General features: G+C 60.6%; 26 protein-coding genes. 18 read left to right on the top strand and 8 right to left on the bottom strand.

The window, feature by feature from the left end:
- Positions 1-42: 42 nt before the first annotated feature.
- The 6 genes from ACIPLA_RS14405 to pilG all read right to left on the bottom strand — a co-directional run bounded on the left by ACIPLA_RS14405 (position 43) and on the right by pilG (position 9,993).
- Positions 43-498: a chemotaxis protein CheW gene (locus tag ACIPLA_RS14405; protein WP_218395292.1), complete on the bottom strand. Its 456-nt coding sequence runs from the start codon at positions 496-498 to the stop codon at positions 43-45.
- Entirely contained in the window at positions 491-6,394 is a 5,904-nt protein-coding gene (locus ACIPLA_RS14410; protein ID WP_401173689.1) for an Hpt domain-containing protein, read from the bottom strand. The genes ACIPLA_RS14405 and ACIPLA_RS14410 overlap by 8 nt, the downstream gene beginning before the upstream one ends.
- A gap of 37 nt (positions 6,395-6,431) precedes the next feature.
- Complete coding sequence (locus ACIPLA_RS14415) at positions 6,432-8,480, bottom strand: methyl-accepting chemotaxis protein (protein ID WP_401173691.1); 2,049 nt, start codon at positions 8,478-8,480, stop codon at positions 6,432-6,434.
- Positions 8,481-8,603: 123 nt separating this feature from the next.
- Positions 8,604-9,155, bottom strand: coding sequence for a chemotaxis protein CheW (locus ACIPLA_RS14420; RefSeq protein ID WP_401173693.1), 552 nt, complete (start codon positions 9,153-9,155; stop codon positions 8,604-8,606).
- 10 nt (positions 9,156-9,165) lie between these two features.
- Positions 9,166-9,531, bottom strand: a complete 366-nt coding sequence (gene pilH / locus ACIPLA_RS14425) for a twitching motility response regulator PilH (protein WP_007897961.1) — start codon at positions 9,529-9,531, stop codon at positions 9,166-9,168.
- 57 nt (positions 9,532-9,588) lie between these two features.
- A complete protein-coding gene (gene pilG, locus ACIPLA_RS14430; RefSeq protein WP_008068133.1) occupies positions 9,589-9,993 on the bottom strand; it encodes a twitching motility response regulator PilG in 405 nt (134 codons plus the stop codon).
- Between the two features lie 233 nt (positions 9,994-10,226).
- Here pilG and gshB point away from each other — a divergent pair, with 233 nt between their 5' ends.
- From gshB to ACIPLA_RS14465, 7 genes are all read left to right on the top strand, one after another.
- On the top strand, positions 10,227-11,180 hold the full coding sequence (gshB, locus tag ACIPLA_RS14435; protein ID WP_218395296.1) for a glutathione synthase: 954 nt from the start codon (positions 10,227-10,229) through the stop codon (positions 11,178-11,180).
- Between the two features lie 65 nt (positions 11,181-11,245).
- The gene (locus ACIPLA_RS14440) at positions 11,246-12,145 is read left to right on the top strand and encodes an energy transducer TonB (RefSeq protein ID WP_192344909.1); all 900 of its coding nucleotides are present in this window, start codon (positions 11,246-11,248) and stop codon (positions 12,143-12,145) included.
- Positions 12,146-12,337: 192 nt separating this feature from the next.
- A complete protein-coding gene (locus ACIPLA_RS14445) occupies positions 12,338-12,910 on the top strand; it encodes a YqgE/AlgH family protein (RefSeq protein WP_401173696.1) in 573 nt (190 codons plus the stop codon).
- Complete coding sequence (gene ruvX, locus ACIPLA_RS14450) at positions 12,910-13,347, top strand: Holliday junction resolvase RuvX (protein WP_007897947.1); 438 nt, start codon at positions 12,910-12,912, stop codon at positions 13,345-13,347. Before ACIPLA_RS14445 ends, ruvX begins: the two co-directional genes overlap by 1 nt.
- Positions 13,348-13,446: 99 nt before the next feature.
- Positions 13,447-13,950 carry a bifunctional pyr operon transcriptional regulator/uracil phosphoribosyltransferase PyrR gene (gene pyrR / locus ACIPLA_RS14455; protein WP_008068126.1) on the top strand — a complete coding sequence of 168 codons (504 nt, stop codon included), beginning with the start codon at positions 13,447-13,449 and terminating at the stop codon, positions 13,948-13,950.
- A gap of 27 nt (positions 13,951-13,977) precedes the next feature.
- The gene (locus ACIPLA_RS14460) at positions 13,978-14,982 is read left to right on the top strand and encodes an aspartate carbamoyltransferase catalytic subunit (RefSeq protein WP_007897943.1); all 1,005 of its coding nucleotides are present in this window, start codon (positions 13,978-13,980) and stop codon (positions 14,980-14,982) included.
- Entirely contained in the window at positions 14,979-16,250 is a 1,272-nt protein-coding gene (locus ACIPLA_RS14465) for a dihydroorotase (RefSeq protein ID WP_401173699.1), read from the top strand. The genes ACIPLA_RS14460 and ACIPLA_RS14465 overlap by 4 nt, the downstream gene beginning before the upstream one ends.
- Positions 16,251-16,362: 112 nt before the next feature.
- On the opposite strand, the gene ACIPLA_RS14470 is transcribed toward ACIPLA_RS14465, so the two are convergent.
- Positions 16,363-16,794 carry an NINE protein gene (locus ACIPLA_RS14470; RefSeq protein WP_401173700.1) on the bottom strand — a complete coding sequence of 144 codons (432 nt, stop codon included), beginning with the start codon at positions 16,792-16,794 and terminating at the stop codon, positions 16,363-16,365.
- 250 nt (positions 16,795-17,044) lie between these two features.
- Between ACIPLA_RS14470 and ACIPLA_RS14475 the strand changes: the two genes are divergently transcribed.
- Positions 17,045-17,665 carry a C40 family peptidase gene (locus ACIPLA_RS14475; protein WP_218395299.1) on the top strand — a complete coding sequence of 207 codons (621 nt, stop codon included), beginning with the start codon at positions 17,045-17,047 and terminating at the stop codon, positions 17,663-17,665.
- Between the two features lie 157 nt (positions 17,666-17,822).
- On the opposite strand, the gene ACIPLA_RS14480 is transcribed toward ACIPLA_RS14475, so the two are convergent.
- Entirely contained in the window at positions 17,823-18,857 is a 1,035-nt protein-coding gene (locus tag ACIPLA_RS14480; protein WP_123500239.1) for a type IV pilus twitching motility protein PilT, read from the bottom strand.
- Positions 18,858-18,913: 56 nt separating this feature from the next.
- Here ACIPLA_RS14480 and ACIPLA_RS14485 point away from each other — a divergent pair, with 56 nt between their 5' ends.
- From ACIPLA_RS14485 to ACIPLA_RS14530, 10 genes are all read left to right on the top strand, one after another.
- Positions 18,914-19,600, top strand: coding sequence for a YggS family pyridoxal phosphate-dependent enzyme (locus ACIPLA_RS14485; RefSeq protein ID WP_192344913.1), 687 nt, complete (start codon positions 18,914-18,916; stop codon positions 19,598-19,600).
- Positions 19,601-19,636: 36 nt separating this feature from the next.
- Entirely contained in the window at positions 19,637-20,455 is an 819-nt protein-coding gene (gene proC / locus ACIPLA_RS14490; protein ID WP_218395301.1) for a pyrroline-5-carboxylate reductase, read from the top strand.
- A 24-nt stretch (positions 20,456-20,479) separates the two neighbouring features.
- Positions 20,480-21,067 carry a YggT family protein gene (locus tag ACIPLA_RS14495; protein ID WP_010466835.1) on the top strand — a complete coding sequence of 196 codons (588 nt, stop codon included), beginning with the start codon at positions 20,480-20,482 and terminating at the stop codon, positions 21,065-21,067.
- Entirely contained in the window at positions 21,067-21,360 is a 294-nt protein-coding gene (locus ACIPLA_RS14500; RefSeq protein WP_008068114.1) for a DUF167 domain-containing protein, read from the top strand. The genes ACIPLA_RS14495 and ACIPLA_RS14500 overlap by 1 nt, the downstream gene beginning before the upstream one ends.
- Before the next feature lie 184 nt (positions 21,361-21,544).
- A complete protein-coding gene (locus ACIPLA_RS14505; RefSeq protein ID WP_218395303.1) occupies positions 21,545-22,684 on the top strand; it encodes a homoserine O-acetyltransferase in 1,140 nt (379 codons plus the stop codon).
- A 7-nt stretch (positions 22,685-22,691) separates the two neighbouring features.
- A complete protein-coding gene (gene metW / locus ACIPLA_RS14510; RefSeq protein WP_052964988.1) occupies positions 22,692-23,312 on the top strand; it encodes a methionine biosynthesis protein MetW in 621 nt (206 codons plus the stop codon).
- Between the two features lie 26 nt (positions 23,313-23,338).
- Entirely contained in the window at positions 23,339-23,773 is a 435-nt protein-coding gene (locus ACIPLA_RS14515) for a DUF4426 domain-containing protein (protein WP_063342254.1), read from the top strand.
- Positions 23,770-24,366 (top strand): RdgB/HAM1 family non-canonical purine NTP pyrophosphatase, encoded by a 597-nt coding sequence (rdgB, locus tag ACIPLA_RS14520; protein ID WP_192344916.1) that lies wholly within the window; start codon positions 23,770-23,772, stop codon positions 24,364-24,366. The genes ACIPLA_RS14515 and rdgB overlap by 4 nt, the downstream gene beginning before the upstream one ends.
- Complete coding sequence (gene hemW / locus ACIPLA_RS14525; RefSeq protein WP_256348631.1) at positions 24,363-25,568, top strand: radical SAM family heme chaperone HemW; 1,206 nt, start codon at positions 24,363-24,365, stop codon at positions 25,566-25,568. The genes rdgB and hemW overlap by 4 nt, the downstream gene beginning before the upstream one ends.
- Before the next feature lie 9 nt (positions 25,569-25,577).
- Entirely contained in the window at positions 25,578-25,901 is a 324-nt protein-coding gene (locus ACIPLA_RS14530) for a DUF3392 domain-containing protein (protein ID WP_007897907.1), read from the top strand.
- The last annotated feature ends 70 nt before the right edge of the window (positions 25,902-25,971 follow it).

A 25,971-nucleotide genomic window follows, 5' to 3' on the forward strand; every position in this document is an offset into this window, starting at 1 on the left:
CAGATCCAATGTAGGAGCGAGGCTTGCCCGCGAAGGGGCCAGTCAGACCAACCCAGCACTCACAAGCAGTTCCTCCAACGCCAACAAATCCGGCACCTTGGCCACTTGCTCCCCCACCTGCACCGCCGCCTGTTCCAGCGAACACAACGGCACATCCACATAGCTCAACTGGCTATCCAGCTTGTAAGACCGCGGAATCCCCTGCACCAGCAGCGCAATGAACTTCAGCTCAGGCCGCCCGCCGAGGGCGTTGAGGATAACGATCCGTGCTCGCTCACCGATCACCACTTTGTTGCCACACGCCGACTCAAAACTAAGCAACGGAATCTGCCGATCCCGCCACTTCACCAACCCCAGATACCAAGGCGGTGTGTCGAGGTCGAAGGTGCCGGGTTGGTAATCAATGAGTTCGGCGACAGCAACGTTGGGCAGGATCAGGTTGCGGTCGGCCAAGGGCAGCAGCAAACCTGTGAGGTTGCTGGAACGATGTTCATACATGGGTTTTGCTCCACCGGGCGATGCTGTCGAGCAGCACCGATTCCTGGTACGGCTTGCCGAGGTAGTCGTTGACGCCAATGGCCATGGCGCGGTCGCGGTGTTTCTGGCCGGTACGGGAGGTGATCATGATGATCGGCAGATGCCGCAAGCGCTCGTCCGCGCGCACCTGGGTCGCCACTTCAAAGCCGTCCATGCGCGGCATTTCGATGTCCAGCAGCATCAGGTCGGGCATGTGTTCTTCGAGCAGCAACATGGCGTCGACACCGTCCTTGGCGATCAGCACGTTCATGCCGTGGCGTTCCAGCAGACGGCTGGTGACCTTGCGCACGGTGACCGAATCGTCGACCACCAGCACCAGCAACGGCCGTTGCGGCTCGGGCTCTACGTCCTGCGTCACAGGCCGCTTCGGCACCTGTGCTTGCATCGCGCGGATCGGCGCCAGCAAGTCGAGAATCAGCACCACCCGGCCATCGCCCAGAATCGTCGCCCCGGACAAACCCTGCACCGCGGCGAACTGCGGGCCAAGGCTTTTGACCACGATTTCCCGGGTGCCGGCCATGGCATCCACTTGCACCGCGACGTGCCGCTCGTTGCACTGCACCAGCAACACCGGCAACGGCAGGCTCTGGCCCAGCAGTTTGGGGCGGGTGCTGGTTTTCAGCAGCTCGCCGAGATAGCACAGCTCATAACGTTGTCCGGCGTATTCGTAGGTCGGCGGATCGAGCCGGTAATGCCCTTCGAGTTCGTTGGGCAACACCCGAACGATGCCGTCGATGGTGTTCAGCGGGATCGCGTATTGATCCTCCCCGCACTGCACCATCAGCGCACGGTTTACCGACACGGTGAACGGCAGGCGAATCCGGAAATGCACGCCCTGCCCTGGCACCGAGTCGATGGTCATGCCGCCACCGAGCTGCCGGACTTCTTCGTGAACCACATCCATGCCGACGCCACGCCCGGATATCTGGGTGATTTTCTCGGCAGTGGAGAACCCCGGTTGCAGGATGAATTGCAGCACGTCGCGGTCGCTGATGTCGCTGTCCGGGTCGAGCAACCCGCGCTTGATCGCCTTGCGCCGCACGGCGTCCAAAGGCACGCCGGCACCGTCGTCGCGGATGTCGAAAATGATGTCGCCGCCCTCTCGTGACAAATCCAGAGTGATCTTGCCTTGGGCCGGTTTACCCGCCGCGATACGCACCTCGGCCGATTCCAGCCCATGGTCGACGGCATTGCGCAGCATGTGTTCCAGCGGCGCGGCCATGCGTTCGAGGACATTGCGGTCCATCTCGCCTTCGGCGTTGCCAACGACGAAGTCCACGTCCTTGCCCAGTTCGCTGGCGACCTGACGAACGATGCGTTTCAAACGCGGCAGCATCCGCTCGAACGGCACCATGCGCGTACGCATCAGGCCTTCCTGCAATTCGGTGTTGATGCGGCCCTGCTGTTGCAGCAGGTTTTCCGCGTCGTGATTGCGCCGCTCGAGGGTTTCCTTGAGGTCGAGCAGGTCGGAGGCAGACTCGAACAGCGCCCTGGACAACTGTTGCAGCTGCGAGTGGCGGTCCATCTCCAATGGGTCGAATTCTTCGTACCCCAGGCGTTCGGCGTCGACTTGCTGACGGCTGAGGATCCGCCCCTGGGTTTCGGTATCGAGGCGACGCAACTGATCGCGCATGCGCTCGATAGTGGTTTCCATCTCGCTCAGGGCCACCCGTGCATCGTTGACCTGTTGTTCGATGCGGCCACGGAAGATTGAAGTTTCCCCGGCCAGGTTGACCAGATCATCGAGCAACTCCGCCGAAACCTTGACCGTATCGGTGCCTTCCGGTTGCAGCGCGGTTGGCTCGGCTTTGGGCGCTACGGGCAACGTCACGGGTGCCGATGTTTCGGGCACTGCCGGATGGCTGAAATTCTTGATCGCATCGATCAGCTGATCGGCCGGCGGCAATGGCTGACCGGCGCGTGTGGCGTCGAGCATCTGCGCCAGTCGGTCATGGCTGCGTTGCAACAGCGAGAACAGCTCGGCAGTAGGTTGCAGCACGCCCGCCGACAAGCCTTCGTAGAGGAATTCCAGCTCATGGGCCAGGTCGCCAATCGGCACAATCTCCACCATCCGCGCGCCACCCTTGAGGGTGTGCAAGTCGCGCAGCAGGGTTTCCATTTCCTGGCGATTCGACGGCTCGGCCTGCCAGCGCAACAGCGCCGCGCCGGAGTTTTCAATGATGTCGAAACCTTCCTCGAGGAAGATCTCCAGAAGCTCGGAATCATGGCCCGCCGAGTCATGGCTGACCGCTGGTTCGATCGTCTCGGCGCTGCCGGCATTGCCCTGGCGAAACTCACGAATGGCCGCGATCAACTCACCCGGATCACCCAACGGACGGTTGTGCTGCAACTGATCAAGGAACAGGGCCAGTCGGTCATGGCTCTGTTGCAGCAATTGCGCCAATACTTCGCTGTGGCTGTAACGGCGGTCCACCAGGCCTTCGTAAAGGTTTTCCAGTTCATGGGCCAGATCGCCGACCGGCTCGACCTCGGCCATCCGCGCACCACCCTTGAGGGTATGCAAATCGCGCTGCAAGGACGACAGCGGCGCGGCGTTGTCCGGGGCACTCAGCCAGCGTTGCAAGGCCTGGCCGGCGCTTTCGAGGATATCCACCGCCTCTTCAAGGAAGATCGAAACGATTTCGTCGTCCAGCTCCACCTGCGTCGCGCTCTGCTCCAGCTCGGCGGTGGCGCTGCCCAGTTCGCGGATGCTCAGGGTGCGACTGCCGTCACTGCGGATCAGGCCCATGGACGAGGGATCGAGACTCTCATCGAGCAAGTCGCGCAAGGCACGCACCCGCTTCGGTTGCGCAGTGACTTCCTGGCCTGCGGCCAGTTCGTCGAGCATGTTGATCAGCGCTTCATGGGCACTTTGCGCCTCATGAAAAAACCGGTCGCTGACCGCCAGGCTGCTTTCTTCCACAGCGCCATACAGGTCGAGCAAAGCTTCGCAGAGTTCATCCACCGGATGCAGATCGGCCAGGTGCGCGCCTTCGCCGAGGGTGGTCAGTTCGTCCAGCAGCGCGCTGAGTTCCTGCCGTTCGCCGGGATGTTGCTGCCAGCGCTGCAACAGGCTTTCGGCGTCCAGCAGGATGTCCATGCCCTGGGCAAGGAAGTTGTTGATCAGTTGCGGATCGCGCTTGATGCGTAGCTTGGTATTGGGCGTGCTCAACAGGCTTTGCAGACGCTCGGCCAGCACTGCGTGGGTGCGCTCGATCAGCGAGCGGGCGTCGGGGATTTCAGCCAGCGGGTCGCTCTTGAGTTGTCGCAACCCAAGGCGGAACAGCCCTTCGGCTTCCAGCAGCAATTCAACTTCGTCCAGGTCGAGGGCAATCCGATGCGCCTTGTACTCCCGGGCCAGTTCATCCAGCGACGCCGCCAGCTCGGCAATCGGCAGCACGCCGGCCATCGAGGCGCTGCCCTTGAGCGTGTGCAACGCCCGCTGCAACTCGTCGCTGGCCTGAAGCGGTACGTGCTCGGCGGCTTGGTCGAGGAAGCGATTGAGGCTGCTCAAATGGGTTTCGGCTTCGTTGCGGAAGATCTCCAGCAACAGTGGATCGAGCGCCGCGACATCCTGCACGTCCTCATCGGACACCGGCTTATCACCCTTAGCGAGGGCATGGGCGCGGGCGGCCAGTTGATCGACATCGTTGCGCTGGCGCTGGGCATTGGCGGAGAACTCGGCCACCAGTTCAGGCAGCAGCTTCAGCGCATCGCCCACCAGTTGTTGCACCGCAGGCCCAGGTGCAACGCTGTGTTCCAGCACGCGATTGAGCAGGTTTTCCACCGCCCAGGCCAACTCACCCAGCACCAGCGCGCGGACCATTCGGCCACTGCCTTTGAGGGTGTGGAAGGCGCGGCGTAGTTCACTCAAGGCCGATGTGCTGTCGGGGTTGGCCGACCAGCGCGGCAGATACTCCTCAAGGATTTCCAGCACCTCGTCCGTCTCTTCGAGGAAGACGTCCCGCAGCTCATCGTCCACCGGCTCTTCACCGGCGGGCGGCGGCAACAGGCTACCCGGTGTGGTCAGGGCAGGTGGATTAACGGACGACACCGGGCTGGCCAATACATCGGCCAGGGACTGAACGGTTTCGGGGTCATCCAGTTCCTGCATGTCTTGCATAACCAGGGCTTCACCGGGGCTGAGCACATCCTTGAGCATCGGCACCTGCTGTTCGCTGGGGAAGAAGCCAAGCGAGGCCAGGCCTTTTTCCGCGACATCAAGCAGGTGTTCTCCCGGTGCTTCTGGGTCGTCGCTGAGGCGCTCCAGGTAATATTCGATGCTGGTGATGACGTCGGCCAGACTGTCCAGTTGCTGCCAGCCGGGCTGGCCCGGGTCTACCAGCAGATGTTCGCGGATGAAGCCGTTGCAGGTCTCGACCAGGCTCGCCGCGCGGGCCAACGGAATCATCGCCAACGCACCGCGCACCTGGGTCAGCAACGCCGGCAAGGGTTGCAAATGCTGGCGGTCCCAGTCGGCGTCGATGTAGTCGACGATCATGTCCTTGGCCTGTTGCAGGCAAATGCGCGCTTCCTTGATCACGATCTGATGGATCTGCGTCAGGTCAGTGGTCGGCAGTCGGCTGTCTTCCTGGCTTTGCGGCTCCACGGTGCCGACCATGCCGGCCAGGGTCGCTTCGACGTAGAGCAAGGCCCCGGCGACGTCCATGAGGGTCGCGTCGTTGGGTTCACGCTGGCCCTGAGCAAGGCTCAGCACCACCGCCAGTTGATCGATGATGACCTTGCGCGGCTGGCCGAAACCGAGCACCGCCAAGGTGTCGGCGATTTGCCGCAGGGGCGCCAGCAGGCTTTCGAGGTCTGAGGTGTGCTGGCGGTCGCTGCGCACGAACAAGTCCAGGCGTTCCTTGACCCGCACCAGCTCTTCGCACAGCGCCGACAATACCGAGCGCATGGCGTCGCGGTCAGGGCCGGCCAGTCGTGCCCGTTCTTCATCGACCATCGCGCCGTCAGGTAGCGCGTCGTCAAGTGAGTAGCGATCTTTCATGGTCAGCATCTGCCCGGTGGGGTGTTCGGCCTTGGCAATATAGAACAACAAACTCTTGAGCAGCTGCGGCGGTGCCGGTTGATTGATTCCGGGCATGCCTTGTTCGAGCAGACGCTTGAGCTCTTTATCGGCATCCTTGAACAGACTGCGCAACGCCGGGCTGTTGGCGATCGAGCCATTGCGCATGCCTTCGACCAGTGCCGAAGCGACTTGCCATAACGGGCTCAGGGGTGCGTTGTCGCACAGCGCTTCGAGACGCGCAAACACCCTGGCCAGATAACCGAAGTGGGTTTCGTCATCCTGCTCGCGCAACAAACCGACCAGGGCCATCTGCAACATCTGCCGCAATTTACGCAGTACATTCGGCAAGTCGGACGGTTCCAGCAGCGCCAAGGCTTCCTGGCTCAGGGGCGGCAGCTCCGGCAGTTGCGGGCTGAACAGGCTGGTTTCCGATAACAGGCTTTCGCCACGGGCGCTGCGCAAATCGTTGATCAACGGCAACACGACTAAAGGCAAATCACGACGGGCGCCTTGCACCCGGTCGAGGTAAGTCGGCAATTGCCCCAGGGCGTGCAATAACAAGTGGATCGCCTCGTCGCGATGGCTGACGCGGTTCTGCTGCAAGGCGCTGGTCAACTGCTCGATTTCTTCGGCGAGCAGGGCCGCGCCGTAGAATTCGACCATCTGCAAACTACCGTGAACCTGATGGACACAGGCCAGACACTCACTCAGCGCGTGCGTCGCCTGCGGGTCGTCGATCAGGGTTTCGATTGCCTGATGAGCCTGCTTCAGCGTTTCGGCAATCTCGCCTTTGACCCACTCAAGGGCCACATAGTCGTGCCGATCACCCATAACCACTCCAATCAAGATGCATCCGCCCAGAGGCGGTTCAAGCGTTGTCCGCAGACTTGGCCGGCAAGGTGAAACCGGACACCGAACGTCGCAGCTGGCTGGCCATTTTCGCCAGGTTGCCAATGCTCTCGGCGGTGGCGGTGGAGCCGGACGAGGTCTGCGTGGTGATCTGCTGGATCACGTTCATCGTCAGGGAAATCTGGCCGGCCGACGAAGTCTGTTGCTGCGCGGCGTTGGAAATACTCTGGATCAATGCCGCAAGGGTCTTCGATACACCTTCGATTTCTTCCAGGGCCACCCCGGCATCCTGCGCCAGACGCGCGCCGCGCACCACTTCCGTGGTGGTCTGCTCCATGGAAATCACCGCTTCGTTGGTGTCGGCCTGAATCGCCCGCACCAGCGTTTCGATCTGCCGGGTCGCCGCGGACGAACGCTCGGCCAGACGCTGGACTTCGTCGGCCACCACCGCAAAACCGCGCCCGGCGTCACCGGCCATGGATGCCTGAATCGCCGCGTTGAGGGCGAGGATGTTGGTCTGATCGGCAATGTCATCGATCAGGCTGACAATGTCGCCGATTTCCTGAGAAGACTCACCCAGCCGTTTGATGCGCTTGGCGGTGTCCTGAATCTGCTCGCGAATATTGTCCATGCCATGAATGGTGTTGTGCACCACTTCGTTGCCCTTGTTGGCGATTTCCACCGAGCGTTCGGCCACCGCAGAGGATTCGGCGGCGTTGGCCGAGACCTGATCGATGGACTGGGCCATGTCGTTGATGGCCGTGGAGGCTTCGGAAATCTGCTGCGCCTGATGCTCCGAGGCCTGGGCCAAGTGCATGGCAGTGGCCTGGGTTTCCTGCACGGCGGCGGCGACCTGGCCGGCGGTGAGGTTGATGGTCGCCACCAGATCGCGCAGTTGGTCGACGGAATAGTTGATCGAATCAGCGATGGTCCCGGTGAAGTCTTCGGTCACCGAGGCGGTCACGGTCAGGTCGCCGTCGGCGAGGTCTTCGATTTCGTCCAGCAAACGCATGATCGCGTTCTGGTTGCGCTCATTCTTCTCGGCGGTTTCACGCAGTTGACGGTTGGTTTCGCGCACCATCACCAGGCCGATGAGGATGATCGACATCAGCGCCAGCAAGCCCAGCACATAACCACCGATAGTGCCGGTGTTACGCCCGTCAGCGAGGTTTTCGAAACGGCTGGCCAGGTGTGAAGCTTCATCGAGCAGGGTTTGCGACAGGGTAAAAATGTTGGTGGCCGATTCGCGGACCTTGAGCAGCTCCGGCGAGGTTTCGAGGATTTCGTCCACCGAACCCGATACGAATTCGAACAGTTCGGAAATCTCGGTCAGCCGGGCGCGCGCGTCGCGGTCTTCGACCTGGCTGATTTTCAGCGCCGCGTTGCCTTGAAGCATGCCGTTGAGCACCAAGCCGAAACGCGCCGCGTCGCGACCGAAAGCGTCGGCCGCCTGCTGCGAATTTTCATCACCGGACAGCACGGTATTCACCGCACCAAGAATCCGCTCGGCCAGCAGCGACTGACGCTGGGCCATCGCCACTTGAGTGGCCGGGGCGCCACGTTGCAGGAGGGTTTCGACGACCTTTTCATACTCGACCTGCAACTGCGGCACGGTTTCGGCCAGCGTTGCGGCGACTTGATGCAAGGACAACACGGTCTGTTCGCTGGAGAGGATGGCGTCGGTGTTTTTCAGCAGACGCTCCCAATCCAGCTGCACGGCGCGCATTTCCGGGCGCACGGTGGACGGTGCCGGCGGCAGGCCGGTGGAAGGATCGCCTTTCTTCAGGTAACCCCAACGCTGGGCGAAGTCATTGCGTGCATCGCTGAGCAACTTGAACGCCGCGGCCTTGCCGGCGGCGGCTTCGGTGGCGTTCTTGGCGATGCGTTGGGACAACACGCGCAGCTCACCGGCGTGGCCGATGTACTGTTTATCGTAATTCGCCTGGGTGTTGAGGTACGCGAAGTTGGCGAACAGCAGCATGATGAAGACGATCAACGCGATGAACAGCGCAATGATCTGCGACCGACTGCGCGACCCTTCTGGCTTGCCTGTTTTTGCTTTTATCATCGGTTCTCGCCTGTCCTGCTCAATTCACTCAATGCCCTTGTAGGAGCGAGGCTTGCCCGCGAAGCAGGCGCTGCGGTCCCGCAGGAACACCGCGTTATCGTTCTTCGCGGGCAAGCCTCGCTCCTACAGGATTGCGGCGTCGCCCCGAGCTACGCTCATGAAGCTCTGTGACTGCGCCAACGCAAACGGGCTGAACACCTGCCAGGTCTGCTCACGCTGGAACCGGCCTTTGATGAACGGTGCAATCGGGCCGCTCAAGGTATCTACCGGTTCCAGGCTGTCCTGGGCAAAGTGCTGCAAGCCAAACACTTCATCGACCAGTAACCCGGCAAACACCTCGTTGTGCTCCACCACCAAAACCCGTCGCTGCTTGCGCAGATTCGACAGTTCATGACCGATGAAGCCACTCAAATCCATGATCGGCAGCAGGCGCCCCCGCAGGTTAGCCACGCCCTTGACCCAGGGCTTGACCCCCGGCAATTGGGTCACGCGCGGTTCGTGCAGGACTTCGCTGACTTCGCCCATGGGCGCGACGTACCAATGCTCGCCCAAGCGAAAGCCGATGCCGCTCCAGCTGTCCTGTCGGGTCGGCTGGGACGGCAGGTCCGCCGCCAGCAGACGACAGCGCTGGTCAATCTGCAGCAGCAGTTCGAAAGCCGTCAGCGACTCGGTCATGACCGGACGATCAACCGGCCAGCACGTTGTTCAGGGTTTTGATCAGGGTGTCTTCGTCGACCGGTTTGGTCAGGTAGTCCTTGGCGCCCTGGCGCGTGCCCCAGACTTTGTCGGTTTCCTGATCCTTGGTGGTGATGATGATCACTGGAATGTGCCCGGTTTCCGGGTCTTTGGTCAGCTGACGGGTCGCCTGGAAACCGTTAAGGCCGGGCATGACGATGTCCATCAACACCGCGTCGGGTTTTTCCTGACGGGCCAGCGCCACGCCGTCGGCGCCGTTTTCGGCTTTCAACACCTCATGACCGTGCTTTTCGAGCATGCCGGTCAGTTTGTACATTTCGGTCGGCGAGTCATCGACGATCAGAATACGTGCCATGGTCTTCCCCATTCTTGTCGACACCGGGCCCCATGGCCGAGTGTCACTGTGCGTGTCCTACTGCGGCGAAACGGCGGTGAAGCCCGGTACATGGGCCTGAATCGCGTTCAGCAGTTCTTCCTTGCTGAAAGGCTTGGTCAAAAACTGGTCGGAACCGACGATCCGCCCCTTGGCCTTGTCGAACAACCCGTCCTTGGACGACAGCATAATCACTGGCGTGGACTTGAACGCACTGTTGTTCTTGATTAAAGCGCAGGTCTGATAACCATCCAGACGCGGCATCATGATGTCGACAAAGATGATGCCGGGGTGATTGTCGGCAATCTTGGCCAGGGCATCGAAACCATCGATTGCGGTGATGACTTCACAGCCCACGTTTTTCAACAGCGTTTCGGCGGTGCGACGAATCGTTTTCGAATCATCGATCACCATGACCTTCAAGGCGCTGGAATGCTGTTCCATAGTGGCTCTACCGTCGCCTTTGTGAATCAAATTGTCCGTTTGCCGCTCATCGCTGGCTCGAAACCCTTGATACTTAAGGGCCAACAGGGCATGGCAGCCTTTTTAGCACAGTCTCCCCATCCAATCTATCGGGCGACCCTGGCGGTGGTTTTTCCTTGACCGGGAACACACTCAGCGCCACTCTGACGCCACTTTTTCACAACACTTTTCACCCCAATTTCGAGGAAAACCCCATGAGCGTTCGCGTCGGGATTGTCATGGATCCTATCGCCGGCATCTCCTATAAAAAGGATAGCTCGCTGGCCATGCTGCTGGCCGCGCAAAAGCGTGGCTGGGAACTGTTCTATATGGAACAGCGCGATTTGTATCAGGCCGAAGGCGAGGCTCGCGGGCGGATGCGTCCGCTGAAGGTGTTCGCCAACCCGGAAAAATGGTTTGAACTGGGCGCCGAAAGCGATGCGCTGCTGAGCGATCTGGACGTGATCCTGATGCGCAAGGATCCGCCGTTCGACATGGAATTCGTCTATTCCACGTATTTGCTGGAACAAGCGGAAAATGCCGGCGTACTGGTGGTCAACAAGCCGCAAAGCCTGCGTGACTGCAACGAAAAGCTGTTCGCCACGCTGTTCCCGCAGTGTACGCCGCCGACCATCGTCAGCCGTCGCCCCGACGTGTTGCGTGAATTCGCCGACCATCACGGTGACGTGATCCTCAAGCCGCTGGACGGCATGGGCGGCTCGTCGATCTTCCGTCACACCGCTGGCCACCCCAACCTGTCGGTGATCCTCGAAACCCTGACCTTGCACGGCCGTCAGCAAATCATGATCCAGGGTTACCTGCCGGCGATCGTTGATGGCGACAAGCGCATCCTGATGATCGACGGCGAGCCGGTGGATTACTGCCTGGCGCGGATTCCCGCGCTCGGTGAAACCCGTGGCAACCTCGCCGCCGGTGGCCGTGGCGAAGCCCGACCGCTGACCGAGAAAGATCGCTGGATCGCCGCGCAAGTCGGCCCGACCCTGCGTGAGAAGGGCTTGCTGTTCGTCGGTCTCGACGTAATCGGTGAGCATCTGACCGAAATCAACGTCACCAGCCCGACCTGCATTCGCGAGATCGATAACGCGTTCGGCACCGACATTGGTGGCCTTCTGATGGATGCCATCGATCAGAAGCTCAAGGCTCGTTGATAGAGACAACCAACATTGCGTTATCATCCCCGGCTTGTAAAAAACGCGATGTTGGTTTTCTTGTTATGACACTCCCGTCCGATCTGCCCCCTGAACTCGCCCACCGTGGCGTGCGTCCGGCTGATCGCCTCGGTTTCACCCTGTTTCTCGCGGCGCTGATCCACTTGGCCTTGCTGTTGGGCGTCGGGTTCTCCATGGTCGAACCCCAGCAAATCAGCAAAACCCTGGAAATCACCCTCGCCACGTTCAAAAGCGAAAAGAAGCCGGAAAAAGCTGACTTTCTCGCCCAGGAAAATCAGGAAGGCAGCGGCACCCTGGAAAAAAAGGCGACGCCCAAGACCACCGAGGTCGCGCCCTTCCAGGACAACAAGGTGCAGCCAGTCACCCCGCCGCCAACCGCCACGCCGCCAGTGCCTGAAGCAGCCCCCAAGGCAGCCGTGACGACCGTCGCGCCGAAACCGAAAAAAACCGCGACCAAGCGCGAAGAGATCAAGACCGAGACCAAACCCAAGGTCGTGGCACCGACCTTCGACAGCGCGCAGCTGTCCAGCGACATCGCCAGCCTGGAAGCGGAACTGGCCAGTGAACAACAGCTTTACGCCAAGCGCCCGCGCATCCACCGCTTGAGTGCCGCATCGACCATGCGCGACAAGGGTGCCTGGTACAAAGATGAATGGCGCAAGAAGGTCGAGCGCATCGGCAACCTGAACTACCCCGACGAAGCCCGGCGCAAACAGATTTACGGCAATCTGCGACTGATGGTCTCGATCAACCGCGATGGCTCGCTGTATGAAGTGCTGGTGCTGGAGTCTTCCGGCCAGCCGCTGCTGGACCAGGCGGCGCAGCGCATCGTAAGGCTCGCGGCGCCGTTTGCACCGTTCACCGGGGATCTGTCGGACATCGATCGTCTGGAAATCATTCGGACGTGGAAGTTTGCGCGTGGGGACCGGTTGTCCAGTAATTGACCAGCACAAAACCCCTGTGGGAGCGGGCTTGCTCGCGAAGGCGTCGGGTCAGTCGACATCAATGTTGAATGGGCCGGCCTCTTCGCGAGCAAGCCCGCTCCCACATTTGATCTGTGTTGTCAGGAGTATTTGGGGCATTTCCTGTGCATCCTCGGCTTGTCAGTTCGCCCCTCCAACGCCACACTAGCGCTCATGAAGAACGTCAGCCCCAGCTACCTCAAGCATCACTTCCTGATCGCCATGCCTCACATGGCCGACCCGAACTTTGCGCACACCTTGACCTACATCGTCGAGCACACGGCCAATGGTGCCATGGGGCTGGTGGTCAACCGCCCGCAGGACCTGAACCTGGCCGATATTCTCGAGCAATTGCGCCCCGATATCGAACCACCAGTGCTCTGCCAGCACGTGCCGATCTTTATGGGTGGCCCGGTGCAAACCGATCGCGGTTTTGTCCTGCACCCATCGGGCAAATCTTTTCAGGCAACCGTTGATCTGGAAGGCGAGCTGTCCCTGTCGACCTCCCAGGACGTGCTGTTCGCCATCGCCGACGGCGTCGGCCCTGCGAAAAGCCTGATCACCCTCGGCTACGCCGGTTGGGAAGCCGGGCAACTGGAAGCCGAACTGGCCGACAACGCCTGGCTGACCTGCCCGTTCAATGCCGACATCCTGTTCAATACCAGCAGCGAATTACGTCTTGAAGCGGCGGCCAAACACCTGGGCGTCAATCTCAGTCTGCTCACCAACCAGGCGGGGCACGCCTGATGGCCCTGCGGCTGATTTTGGGTTTCGACTACGGCACCAAACAGATCGGCGTTGCGGTCGGCCAGGTGATTACCGGTCAGGCCCGCGAGCTGTGCACCTTGAAGGCGCAAAACGGCATTCCTGACTGGAATCAGGTCGAAGCCCTGATTAAAGAGTGGAAACCCGACGCTGTGGTGGTCGGCCTGCCGCTGAACATGGACGGCACGCCGAGCGACATGTGCCTGCGGGCCGAGAAGTTCGCCCGCCGCCTGAACGGCCGCTACAACCTGCCCTTCTATACGCATGACGAACGCCTGACCACTTTCGAGGCCAAGGGCGAACGCCTGGTCCGTGGCGGCCAGAAAGGCAGTTACCGCGACAACCCGGTCGATGCCATCGCCGCCGCGCTGCTGTTGCAAGGCTGGCTCGACGAAAACACCGCGCTGTTCGAATCCTGACCGCACCTAATTCTGAAGAGCCGCTGCGGCGTCTCCCTTAGCTACAACCCGAGCCACCCCTCAAGCGGCATCCGGCTCGGGACAAAGAAGGAGCAAACCATGAGCCTGCCCAATCCCGCCGAACTGATCAGCCAGATGGCGATCCGTCTTGACACCTATCTGGCCAAACGGGGCATCAGCGAACCGCGTTACATCGGCATTCGGACCGGTGGCGTCTGGGTCGCGCAGGCGTTGCTCGATGAACTGGGCAGCGATTCGCCCCTGGGTACCCTGGATGTTTCGTTCTACCGCGACGACTTCAGCCAGAACGGCCTGCACCCACAAGTACGCCCATCGGCGCTGCCGTTCGAGATCGAAGGCCAGCACCTGGTACTGATCGATGACGTGCTGATGAGCGGTCGGACCATCCGCGCTGCAATGAACGAACTCTTCGACTACGGCCGCCCGGCCAGCGTGACGCTGGTATGCCTGCTGGACCTGGACGCCGGTGAACTGCCGATCCGGCCGAACGTGGTTGGCGCGACGCTGTCGCTGGCAGCCCATGAGCGAGTGAAGCTGTCCGGCCCGGAACTCAAGCTCGAACTTCAAGACCTCGCCCTTTAATTCGCCCTATTGAGAGTCCCCCTCGCGATGACGCCTCTAGAAACCAAGCGCCCGCTGCAGCTCAATGATCAGGGCCAGCTGCGCCACTTCCTCTCGCTCGACGGTTTGCGCCGCGAGCTGCTGACGGAAATCCTCGACACCGCCGACTCGTTCCTCGAGGTTGGCGCCCGGGCGGTGAAGAAAGTCCCGTTGCTGCGCGGCAAGACCGTGTGCAACGTGTTCTTCGAGAACTCCACCCGCACCCGCACCACCTTCGAACTGGCGGCCCAACGGCTGTCGGCCGACGTGATCACCCTGAACGTGTCGACGTCGTCGGCGAGCAAGGGTGAAACCCTGCTCGACACCCTGCGCAACCTGGAAGCCATGGCCGCCGACATGTTCGTCGTGCGTCACGGTGATTCCGGCGCGGCGCACTTCATCGCCGAGCATGTCTGCCCGCAAGTGGCGATCATCAACGGCGGCGACGGCCGTCATGCCCACCCGACCCAGGGCATGCTCGACATGCTCACTATTCGTCGGCACAAGGGCGGCTTCGAAAACCTTTCGGTGGCCATCGTCGGCGACATCCTGCATTCGCGGGTAGCGCGCTCGAACATGCTGGCCCTGAAAACCCTTGGCTGCCCGGACATCCGCGTGATTGCGCCGAAAACCCTGCTGCCGATCGGCATCGAGCAATACGGCGTGAAGGTGTACACCGACATGACCGAAGGCCTGAAAGACGTCGACGTGGTGATCATGCTGCGCCTGCAGCGTGAACGTATGACCGGCGGCCTGCTGCCGAGCGAAGGCGAGTTCTACCGCCTGTTCGGCCTGACCACCGCGCGCCTGGCCGGGGCCAAACCGGATTGCATCGTCATGCACCCGGGGCCGATCAACCGCGGGGTGGAAATTGAGTCGGCGGTGGCCGACGGCCCGCACTCGGTGATCCTCAACCAGGTGACCTACGGCATCGCGATTCGTATGGCTGTGCTGTCCATGGCCATGAGCGGGCAAACAGCCCAGCGCCAATTCGAGCAGGAGAACGCCCAGTGAAGCTCAGCATTCTCGGCGCACGCGTTATCGATCCGGCCAGCGGCCTGGATCAAGTGACTGATATCCACGTTGAAGCCTGCAAGATCGTCGCCCTCGGCGCCGCTCCGGCAGGTTTCGTTGCAGTAGACACCATCGACGCCAAAGGCCTGGTTGCCGCCCCCGGCCTGGTTGACCTGAACGTCGCCCTGCGCGAGCCGGGTTACAGCCGCAAAGGCTCGATCGCCAGCGAAACCCGCGCCGCGGCGGCCGGTGGCGTGACCAGCCTGTGCTGCCCACCGAAAACCAAACCGGTGCTGGACACCTCGGCCGTGGCCGAACTGATCCTCGACCGCGCCCGCGAAGCCGGCAACACCAAAGTCTTCCCGATCGGCGCCCTGAGCAAAGGCCTGGATGGCGAACAGCTGGCCGAACTGGTCGCCTTGCGCGATGCCGGCTGCGTGGCCTTCGGTAACGGTCTGGAGAGCTTCCGCAACACCCGCACCCTGTGTCGGGCGCTGGAATACGCAGCGACGTTCGATCTGACGGTGATTTTCAACTCGCAAGACCATGATCTGGCCGAAGGTGGCTTGGCTCACGAAGGTCCGACGGCGAGTTTCCTCGGTTTGCCGGGCATTCCGGAAACCGCTGAAACCGTGGCCCTGGCCCGGGACCTGCTGCTGGTCGAGCAAAGCGGCGTGCGTGCGCACTTCAGCCAGCTCACCAGCGCCCGCGGTGTGGCGCTGATCGCCCAAGCCCAGGCCCGTGGCCTGAAGGTCACGGCGGACGTGGCGTTGTATCAACTGATCCTCACCGACGAAGCGCTGGTCGACTTCAGCAGCCTCTATCACGTCCAACCGCCGCTGCGCACTCGTGCGGACCGCGACGGCCTGCGGGCAGCGGTGAAGTCGGGGGTGGTGTCAGCCATCTCCAGCCATCACCAGCCCCATGAACGCGATGCCAAACTGGCGCCGTTCGGTGCCACCGAACCGGGCATCAGCAGTGTTGAACTGCTGCTGCCGCTGGCGATGACCTTGGTGGAAGACGGTTTGCTCGACTTGCCGACGCTGCTCGCACGCTTGAGCGCCGGTCCTGCCGAAGCGTTGCGTTTACCAGCGGGCAAATTGGCGGTGGGAGGGCCGGCAGATATCGTGCTGTTCGACCCTGCAGCCTCGACCGTGGCCGGTGAGAACTGGTTGTCGAAGGGCGAAAACTGTCCGTTCGTTGGCCATAGCTTGCCGGGTGTGGTGCGTTACACCCTGGTGGATGGACGGATCAGTCACCAGGCTTAACACCGCGCTGCCTGCATTCGCGAGCAAGCCCGCTCCCACACTTGACCTTCAGCGAACACAGAATTTGTGTACGACCGAAAACACATGTGGGAGCGGGCTTGCTCGCGAAGGCTTACTGGAAGGCGCCTCTATTCTGGGCATTGCGAATCGACACCTGGTCATTCAACGTCCAGAAGTCATACAACACCCCCAGAAAGAACAACCCGCCTGTCACCAGATACAGCAACCCGCTGATCCATTTCCCCTGATACATCCGGTGCACACCGAATACCCCCAGAAACGTCAGTAGAATCCATGCAACGTTGTATTCGATGGGGCCAGCGGTAAAGCGCAGGTCCGCTTCACGGTCCATGGAGGGGATCAGAAACACGTCGATCAGCCAGCCGATACCCAGCAAACCGAAGGTAAAAAACCAGATCGTCCCGGTCACCGGCTTGCCGTAATAGAAGCGGTGAGCCCCGGTAAAACCGAAAATCCACAACAGGTAACCAATCACTTTGCTGTGTGTGTCTTGCTCTGAAACGGGGTGTTGATAGGTGTTCATGGATGACCTCGACTCACACGATAGAGAAATATTCTTGAATTCTTTGTGACTTTTTTACAGGCGGCCGACATACGGCAAATGCTAACTTCATTCCTGCCAAAGCCTTGTAATACCTGACTTTTGTCAGACAACCCACGTCAACTTTGCCGATTTTTAGTTCCGCGGCCCGCCGTTTGAATCGACCAACGGCCTCGGAAGGGCCAAAAAAGCTGTTATAAAGTTGCGCGTTCACCCATATGAGCCTTGCCTAATGCGTCCATTTTTCAAGACATGGCTAACCATTTGCCTATTATTGCCCCTGGCCGCCCACGCCACCAATCGTGAGCAACGTCTTCCTAGCGTTAATGGTTACACCCCAAAATCCCACGTTTCTGCTCCTTCGAGCAAAAACAAACAAACAGTAAAACGCTCCAGCCAACTGAGCAGCGTAAACAGCAAGCTGGTCCCGCCGATGGCCAGCAAGGAAAGCAGCAACGTGTTGAGCCGCGCGGTAAACGTGCTCGGTACACCTTATCGTTGGGGTGGCAGCAGCCCAAGTAAAGGATTCGATTGCAGCGGTCTGGTGAAATACGCGTTCAACGACGCTACGTTTGACCTGCCTCGTACCTCCAACGCCATGGCCAGCGGTCATGGCGAGAAGGTCGATCGCAATGATCTGAAGCCAGGCGACCTGATTTTCTTCAACATCAAGAGCCGCAGGGTCAATCATGTTGCCATCTACCTGGGCAACGACCGCTTCATCCACGCACCCCGCCGTGGCAAGTCGGTCAGCATCGACACCCTGAAGAAACCGTATTGGGAAAGCCACTACGTGGTTGCCAAGCGGGTTCTGCCGAAAGAACAGAACGCATTGCGGGTTGTTCAGCGCTGATCCGAGCGCTCCGGAGCAGACCCGAAATCTGCTTTGAACATGATGGCCTCTTCGCGAGCAAGTCGAATCGTCGCACCGCCGCTCCCACATTAGAATGCGTTCCAATGTGGGAGCGGGCTTGCTCGCGAAGGCGTCTGTGAAAGCGCTACAATTCCCCTTAAAAATTATCCGGCGACCGCGCCTTCTCCCGCGCATGCTCGCGACTGATCACGCCCTTGGTCACCAACTCCTTCAGGCACATATCCAGCGTCTGCATCCCCAGCGACCCTCCGGTCTGAATCGACGAATACATCTGCGCCACCTTGTCTTCGCGGATCAGGTTACGGATCGCCGAAGTGCCAAGCATGATTTCGTGGGCGGCAACTCGCCCGCCGCCGATTTTCTTGATCAATGTCTGCGACACCACCGCCAGCAACGACTCGGAGAGCATCGAGCGCACCATCGATTTCTCGTCGCCCGGAAACACGTCCACCACCCGGTCGATGGTTTTCGCCGCCGACGTGGTGTGCAGCGTGCCGAATACCAGGTGACCGGTCTCGGCGGCAGTCAATGCCAGCCGAATAGTCTCCAGATCACGCATCTCCCCCACCAGAATCACGTCCGGGTCTTCGCGCAGGGCCGAGCGCAGCGCCGTGGCGAAGCTGCGGGTATCGCGATGGACTTCGCGCTGATTGATCAGGCATTTGCGCGATTCATGGACGAACTCGATCGGGTCTTCGATGGTGAGGATGTGGTGATGGCGATGGTTGTTCAGGTAATCGATCATCGCCGCCAATGTGGTGGACTTGCCCGAACCGGTCGGGCCGGTCACCAGCACCAGGCCCCGGGGGGCTTCGGTAATCTTGCGAAACACTTCCCCCATCCCCAGATCGTCCATGCTCAGCACCTTGGACGGAATGGTCCGGAATACCGCGCCCGCACCCCGATTCTGGTTGAAGGCATTGACCCGAAAACGCGCCACGCCGGGCACTTCGAAGGAAAAGTCGGTTTCAAGATGCTTCTCGAAGTCCACCCGCTGGAGGTCGTTCATGATGTCGTAGATCAGCTCATGCACTTCCTTGTGATCCAGAGCCGGCAGGTTGATGCGTCGCACATCGCCGTCGACACGGATCATCGGTGGCAGGCCGGCGGACAGGTGCAGGTCAGACGCGCCTTGTTTGGCGCTGAAAGCCAGCAGCTCAGTGATATCCATAGCGCTCCTCAATTCCAGTAGAATGCCGCGAACCTTCAGACCGCTGGCGCCTCTTGATGTCCACGATAGCAGACAACATTCTTCAGGTTAGTTCACGCATCCAGGCAGCAGCCAAAGCCGCCAACCGCGATGAGAACAGCATCCAGCTGCTGGCCGTGAGCAAGACCAAGCCCGCCGAAGCCCTGCGGGAAGCGTATGCCGCCGGCCTGCGCGATTTTGGCGAAAACTACTTGCAGGAAGCGCTGAGCAAACAGCTCGAATTGGCCGACCTGCCCTTGATCTGGCACTTCATCGGCCCCATTCAATCGAACAAGACTCGCGCTATCGCCGAGCATTTCGACTGGGTGCATTCCGTGGATCGCTTGAAAATCGCACAACGGCTGTCCGAACAACGTCCCGCCGATTTGCCTCCCTTGAACATCTGCATCCAGGTCAACGTCAGTGGTGAAGCCAGCAAGTCCGGCTGCACCCCGGCCGACCTGCCCGCCCTGGCCAATGCCATCAGCGCGCTGCCGCGCTTGAAATTGCGCGGTTTGATGGCGATTCCCGAGCCGACTGAAGATCGCGCCGCCCAGGACGCGGCTTTTGCTGCCGTACAGAGCCTGCAAGCCAGCCTGAACCTGCCACTCGACACACTTTCCATGGGCATGAGCCACGACCTCGAGTCGGCCATTGCCATGGGCGCCACTTGGGTCCGTATCGGAACGGCCCTGTTTGGTGCCCGCGACTACGGCCAGTCTTGAAACAATGGCTGACACCTCTCTTTATAAGGACCTGACATGAGCAAGACTCGTATTGCCTTTATCGGAGCCGGCAACATGGCCGCCAGCCTGATCGGCGGCCTGCGCGCCAAAGGTCTGGACGCCGCGCAGATCCGCGCCAGTGATCCGGGTGAACAAACCCGTGCCCGCGTGAGTGCCGAACACGGCATCGAAGTGTTCGCCGACAACGCCGAAGCCATTCAGGGCGTGGACGTGATCGTGCTGGCGGTCAAACCCCAGGCGATGAAAGCCGTGTGCGAAGCCATTCGCCCAAGCCTTGCGCCGAATCAACTGGTGGTCTCTATTGCGGCCGGCATCACCTGCGCCAGCATGAACAACTGGCTTGGCGCCCAGCCCATCGTGCGCTGCATGCCCAACACCCCGGCGCTGCTGCGTCAGGGCGTAAGCGGTTTGTTCGCCACCAGCGAAGTGAGCGCCGAGCAACGCCAGCAAGCTGAAGAATTGCTGTCGGCGGTTGGCATTGCCCTGTGGCTGAACGAAGAACAGCAACTGGACGCGGTTACCGCCGTTTCCGGCTCGGGTCCTGCATATTTCTTCCTGCTGATCGAAGCCATGACCGCCGCGGGCGTGAAGCTCGGCCTGCCAGCGGACATCGCCGCACAACTGACCGTGCAAACTGCTTTGGGTGCTGCACACATGGCAGTCGCAAGCGATGTCGACGCGGCTGAACTGCGTCGTCGCGTGACGTCACCTGCGGGCACCACCGAAGCGGCGATCAAGTCGTTCCAGGCCGGTGGTTTCGAAGCCCTGGTGGAAAAAGCACTCGGCGCCGCTGCGCACCGCTCGGCCGAGATGGCCGAACAACTGGGTCGCTAATCAGCTCTTACAAAGGAATCAATGATGCTCGGACTCAATGACGCTGCCATTTTCATCATCAAAACCTTGGGCAGCCTGTACCTGCTGATCGTGCTGATGCGCTTCATCCTGCAATTGGTTCGGGCGAATTTTTACAACCCGCTCTGCCAGTTCATCGTGAAAGCCACTCAACCGCTGCTCAAGCCCCTGCGCCGGGTCATCCCGAGCATGTTCGGGCTGGACATGTCGTCACTGGTACTGGCGCTGATCATTCAGATGCTGCTGATTGCGGTGATCCTGCTGCTCAAAGGCTTCATGGTCGACTGGCTGTTCCTGGTGCCGTGGGCGCTGATCGCGCTCTTCTCGCTGTTTTTGAATATTATTTTCTGGGCGATGATTATCAGCGTGATTCTGTCCTGGGTCGCCCCGGGGAGCCACAACCCGGGTGCAGAGCTGGTTGCTCAGATCACTGAACCGGTACTCGCCCCGTTCCGTCGGATCATTCCGAACCTGGGCGGCCTCGATATCTCGCCGATCTTCGCGTTCATCGTGATCCAGTTACTGCAAAGCTGGCTGATCCCGCGCCTTGCGAACTTCGCCCTCATGCCGATGGGGCTGCTCGGCCTGATCTGATGAGCTATTTTCGCTGGGACGGTGATGACCTGATTCTGGAATGTCACCTGCAACCGGCGGCCCGCAGCGATGATTTCTGCGGGCTGCATGGTGATCGCCTGAAGATCCGCCTGACCGCACCGCCAGTTGAAGGCAAGGCCAATGCGTACCTGATGGCGTTTCTGGCCAAGGCGTTCGGGGTTTCGAAGAGTCAGGTGAGTTTGATCAGCGGAGAGCTGAACCGGCAGAAACGGGTGCGGATTTGTTCGCCGAAGAAGCTGCCGGATTTGCCGGATCTGGTGCGACAGACCTGATCCACCGAGGCGCTGCATTCGCGAGCAAGCCCGCTCCCACAATGGAATGCGTTCCCCTGTGGGAGCGGGCTTGCTCGCGAATGGCGCACCTCGGTCCAACTGAATGAAATCAGGCCCGGCCTTTGCTTGCCGCTAGCCACAGCGGTCTTTAGACTTACGCCTCATTTCAATGAGAGCAGGGTCGATGCCAGCTGCCTTCCCCCCCGATTCTGTTGGTCTGGTGACGCCGCAAGTGGCGCACTTCAGTGAACCCCTGGCCTTGGCCTGCGGACGTTCGTTGCCCGCTTATGACCTGATCTACGAAACCTACGGCACGCTGAACGCTACGGCGAGCAACGCCGTGCTGATCTGCCACGCCTTGTCCGGTCACCATCACGCTGCCGGCTTCCACAGCCCCGACGACCGCAAACCCGGTTGGTGGGACAGCTGCATCGGCCCCGGCAAGCCGATCGACACCAACAAGTTCTTCGTGGTCAGCCTGAATAATCTCGGCGGGTGCAATGGTTCCACCGGCCCCAGCAGTGTCAATCCGGAAACCGGCAAGCCATTCGGCGCCGACTTCCCGGTCCTGACTGTGGAAGACTGGGTCCACAGCCAGGCGCGTCTGGCTGATTTGCTCGGCATCCATCAATGGGCGGCGGTGATTGGCGGCAGCCTCGGCGGCATGCAGGCCTTGCAGTGGACCATCACCTACCCGGACCGCGTGCGGCACTGCCTGGCGATCGCCTCGGCACCAAAACTGTCGGCGCAGAACATTGCGTTCAACGAAGTCGCACGTCAGGCGATCCTCACCGACCCGGAGTTCCACGGCGGCTCGTTCCAGGAAGCGGGCGTGATTCCCAAGCGCGGGCTGATGCTGGCGCGGATGGTCGGGCACATCACGTACCTGTCCGACGACTCCATGGGCGAGAAATTCGGTCGCGGCCTGAAGAGCGAAAAGCTCAACTACGACTTCCACAGCGTCGAGTTCCAGGTCGAAAGCTACCTGCGCTATCAGGGCGAAGAGTTTTCCGGACGTTTCGACGCCAACACCTACCTGCTGATGACCAAGGCACTGGACTACTTCGACCCGGCGGCGAACTTCGACAATGACCTGGCGAAAACCTTCGCCAATGCCCAGGCCAGGTTCTGCGTGATGTCTTTCACCACCGATTGGCGCTTCTCCCCTGCCCGCTCGCGGGAACTGGTGGACGCGCTGATGGCGGCCAGGAAAGACGTCTGCTACCTGGAGATCGACGCTCCGCAAGGCCACGATGCCTTCCTGATCCCGATCCCGCGTTATTTGCAGGCCTTCAGCAATTACATGAACCGTATAGCGCTTTGAGGAAGACATGAGAGCCGATCTGGAAATCATCCAGGAATGGATCCCCGCCGGCAGCCGCGTGCTCGACCTCGGTTGCGGTGATGGCGAGTTGCTGACCTGGCTGCGTGACCACAAACAGGTCACCGGCTATGGCCTGGAAAACGACCCGGACAACATTGCCGAGTGCGTGGCCAAGGGCATCAATGTCATCGAGCAAGATCTGGACAAGGGCTTGGGCAACTTCGCCAGCAACAGCTTCGACATCGTGGTCATGACTCAGGCCCTGCAAGCTGTGCACTACCCGGACAGGATCCTCGACGAAATGCTGCGGGTCGGTCGCCAGTGCATTATCACCTTCCCCAACTTCGGTCACTGGCGCTGCCGCTGGTACCTGGCGAGCAAGGGCCGGATGCCGGTTTCGGAGTTTCTGCCATACACCTGGTACAACACGCCGAACATCCACTTCTGCACTTTCGAAGACTTTGAAGCGCTGTGTCGCGAACGTGAAGCCAAGGTCATTGATCGGCTTGCCGTGGATCAACAGCATCGGCATGGGTGGGCCAGTAAGCTATGGCCTAATCTGTTAGGTGAGATCGGTATCTACCGCGTCAGCAGCCCCGGTCTGCCGGACCACAAGGTCGCGGTCTGAATCACGACACTTCGAGGAGAACGATCATGGGTCGTCTAGCACTGTTTTTACTTACTGCCTGCCTGAGCGTCACCGCCATGGCCGCCGACGTTATCAAGGGCGAGCGCAAGGAAACCTTTGGCGACGTGACGGTGCATTACAACACCTTCAATTCCACCTTCCTGACGCCGGAGATCGCCAAAGCGGCGGAGCTGACTCGCAGCAAGAATCAGGGCGTAATCAACGTCTCGGTACTCAAGGAAGGTAAACCACAGACGGCTCAGGTCAGCGGCACGGTCAAAGACCTGACCAGCCAAAGCATCCCGCTGAAGTTCAAACAGATCACCGAAACAGGTGCGGTGTACTACATCGCCCAGTTCCCGGTGGATCAGCAGGAAATCCGCACCTTTGACATCAAAGTGCAGACCGGCGACAAAACCAACACCATCAGTTTCCAACAAGAGCTTTTCCCTGGCCAATGATGAATTTCACCCAACTCGTACTGGCCAGCCACAATGCCGGCAAACTCAAGGAACTCCAGGCCATGCTCGGCGAATCGGTGCACTTGCGCTCGATCGGCGAGTTCAGCAGCGTCGAGCCTGAAGAAACCGGCCTGTCGTTCGTCGAGAACGCCATTCTCAAGGCACGCAATGCCTCGCGCATTTCCGGGCTGCCTGCATTGGCCGACGATTCGGGGCTGGCAGTGGATTTCCTCGGTGGTGCACCGGGCATTTATTCGGCCCGTTACGCCGACGGTAAAGGCGATGCGGCGAACAACGCCAAACTGCTCGACGTCTTGAAAGATGTGCCCGAAGCCGAGCGCAGTGCGCAATTCGTCTGCGTGCTGGCATTGGTGCGTCATGCCGACGATCCGTTGCCGATTCTCTGCGAAGGCCTGTGGCATGGGCGCATCCTGACCCAGGCCAGCGGCGAACACGGTTTTGGCTACGACCCGCTGTTCTGGGTGCCGGAGCGCGAGTGCTCCAGCGCCGAGCTTAAGCCCAGCGACAAGAACCAGATCAGTCACCGCGCCCGTGCAATGGATCTGCTGCGCCAGCGTCTGGGCCTGAAATGACCCATGACTCGTCCGCGTCGCCGCTGATCTTCGGCGGTGCCGCCCAATCGCCTCGAGCGGCCCTGCCCGTGCTGCCGCCCCTGGCGTTGTACATCCACATCCCGTGGTGTGTACGCAAATGCCCTTATTGCGACTTCAACTCCCACACCGCCAGCCCCGTGCTGCCGGAAGAAGAATATGTCGACGCCCTGCTGGCCGACCTCGATCAAGACCTGCATGCAGTCTATGGCCGTGAGCTGAGTTCGATCTTCTTCGGTGGCGGCACGCCGAGCCTGTTCAGTGCCAAGGCGCTGGGTCGCCTGCTCAAGGGTGTCGAGCAACGAATTCCGTTTGCCAGCGACATTGAAATCACCCTGGAAGCCAACCCCGGAACCTTCGAGCAGGAAAAGTTCGTCGCTTACCGGGCGCTGGGCATCAATCGCCTGTCGATCGGCATCCAGAGCTTTCAGGAAGAGAAACTCAAGGCCCTGGGGCGAATTCACAACGGCGATGAAGCCGTGCGTGCCGCCGGCATGGCCCGTCAGGCCGGTTTCGATAACTTCAACCTGGACCTGATGCATGGTTTGCCCGATCAGTCGCTGGACGATGCCCTGAACGACCTGCGCCAGGCCATTGCCCTGAAGCCGACGCACCTGTCCTGGTATCAGCTGACGCTGGAACCGAACACGGTGTTCTGGAACCAGCCGCCGACGCTGCCGGAAGACGACACCCTGTGGGACATTCAAGAGGCTGGTCAGGCGCTGTTGGCCGAGCACGGTTACGCGCAATACGAAGTCTCGGCCTATGCCCTGCCCGGTCGTGCGGCGCGGCATAACCTCAATTACTGGAGTTTCGGCGACTTCATCGGCATCGGCGCCGGCGCCCATGGCAAGCTCAGCCATCCGGACGGACGCATCGTCCGTACCTGGAAGACCCGCCTGCCGAAGGACTACCTCAATCCGGCCAAAAGCTTCAAGGCTGGCGAGAAAGCGCTGCCCGACGAAGAACTACCGTTCGAGTTCCTGATGAACGCCTTGCGCCTGACCGAGGGCGTCGAAGCGCGGTTGTATCCGGAGCGCACCGGGCTGTCCCTGGAAAGCCTAGCCGAAGCTCGCCGCGAGGCCGAACAAAGTGGCTTGTTGCAGGTCGAACCGTCACGTCTGGCGGCCACGCTGCGCGGACAACTCTTTCTCAATGACTTGCTGCAAAAATTTCTGACATAAGGAAATCGAATGGATCTGGTACTCGACCTGCTCGCCACCGTGTCCCGCTGGAGCCGTAGCAACCTGTCGGAAATCTCTCTGGCGCTGGTGGGCTGCCTGCTGGTGCTGTTTGGCGCCGACATCAAAGGTTGGGTCGACCAACGCCTGGGCAGCATCGCCGGCGCTTTGCGCGTCCCGCTGATGGCCCTGCTGTGCATGGTCGGCAGCGGCGTGGCGTTGATCTATGCAACGCCATGGATCATCAAAGGCCTGAGCCAGTTCAACAACTACAGCCTGGCACCGGTGTTGTTGGTGGTGCTGGTGTTGATTGGCGTCGTAGCCGATCGCCGCTGACCTCCAGGCACAACACAAAACAAATGTGGGAGCGGGCTTGCTCGCGAAGGCGTCGTGTCAGTCAACATTA

It is taken from the genome of Pseudomonas sp. NPDC086112 (genome assembly GCF_044746425.1).
GTDB lineage: Bacteria > Pseudomonadota > Gammaproteobacteria > Pseudomonadales > Pseudomonadaceae > Aquipseudomonas.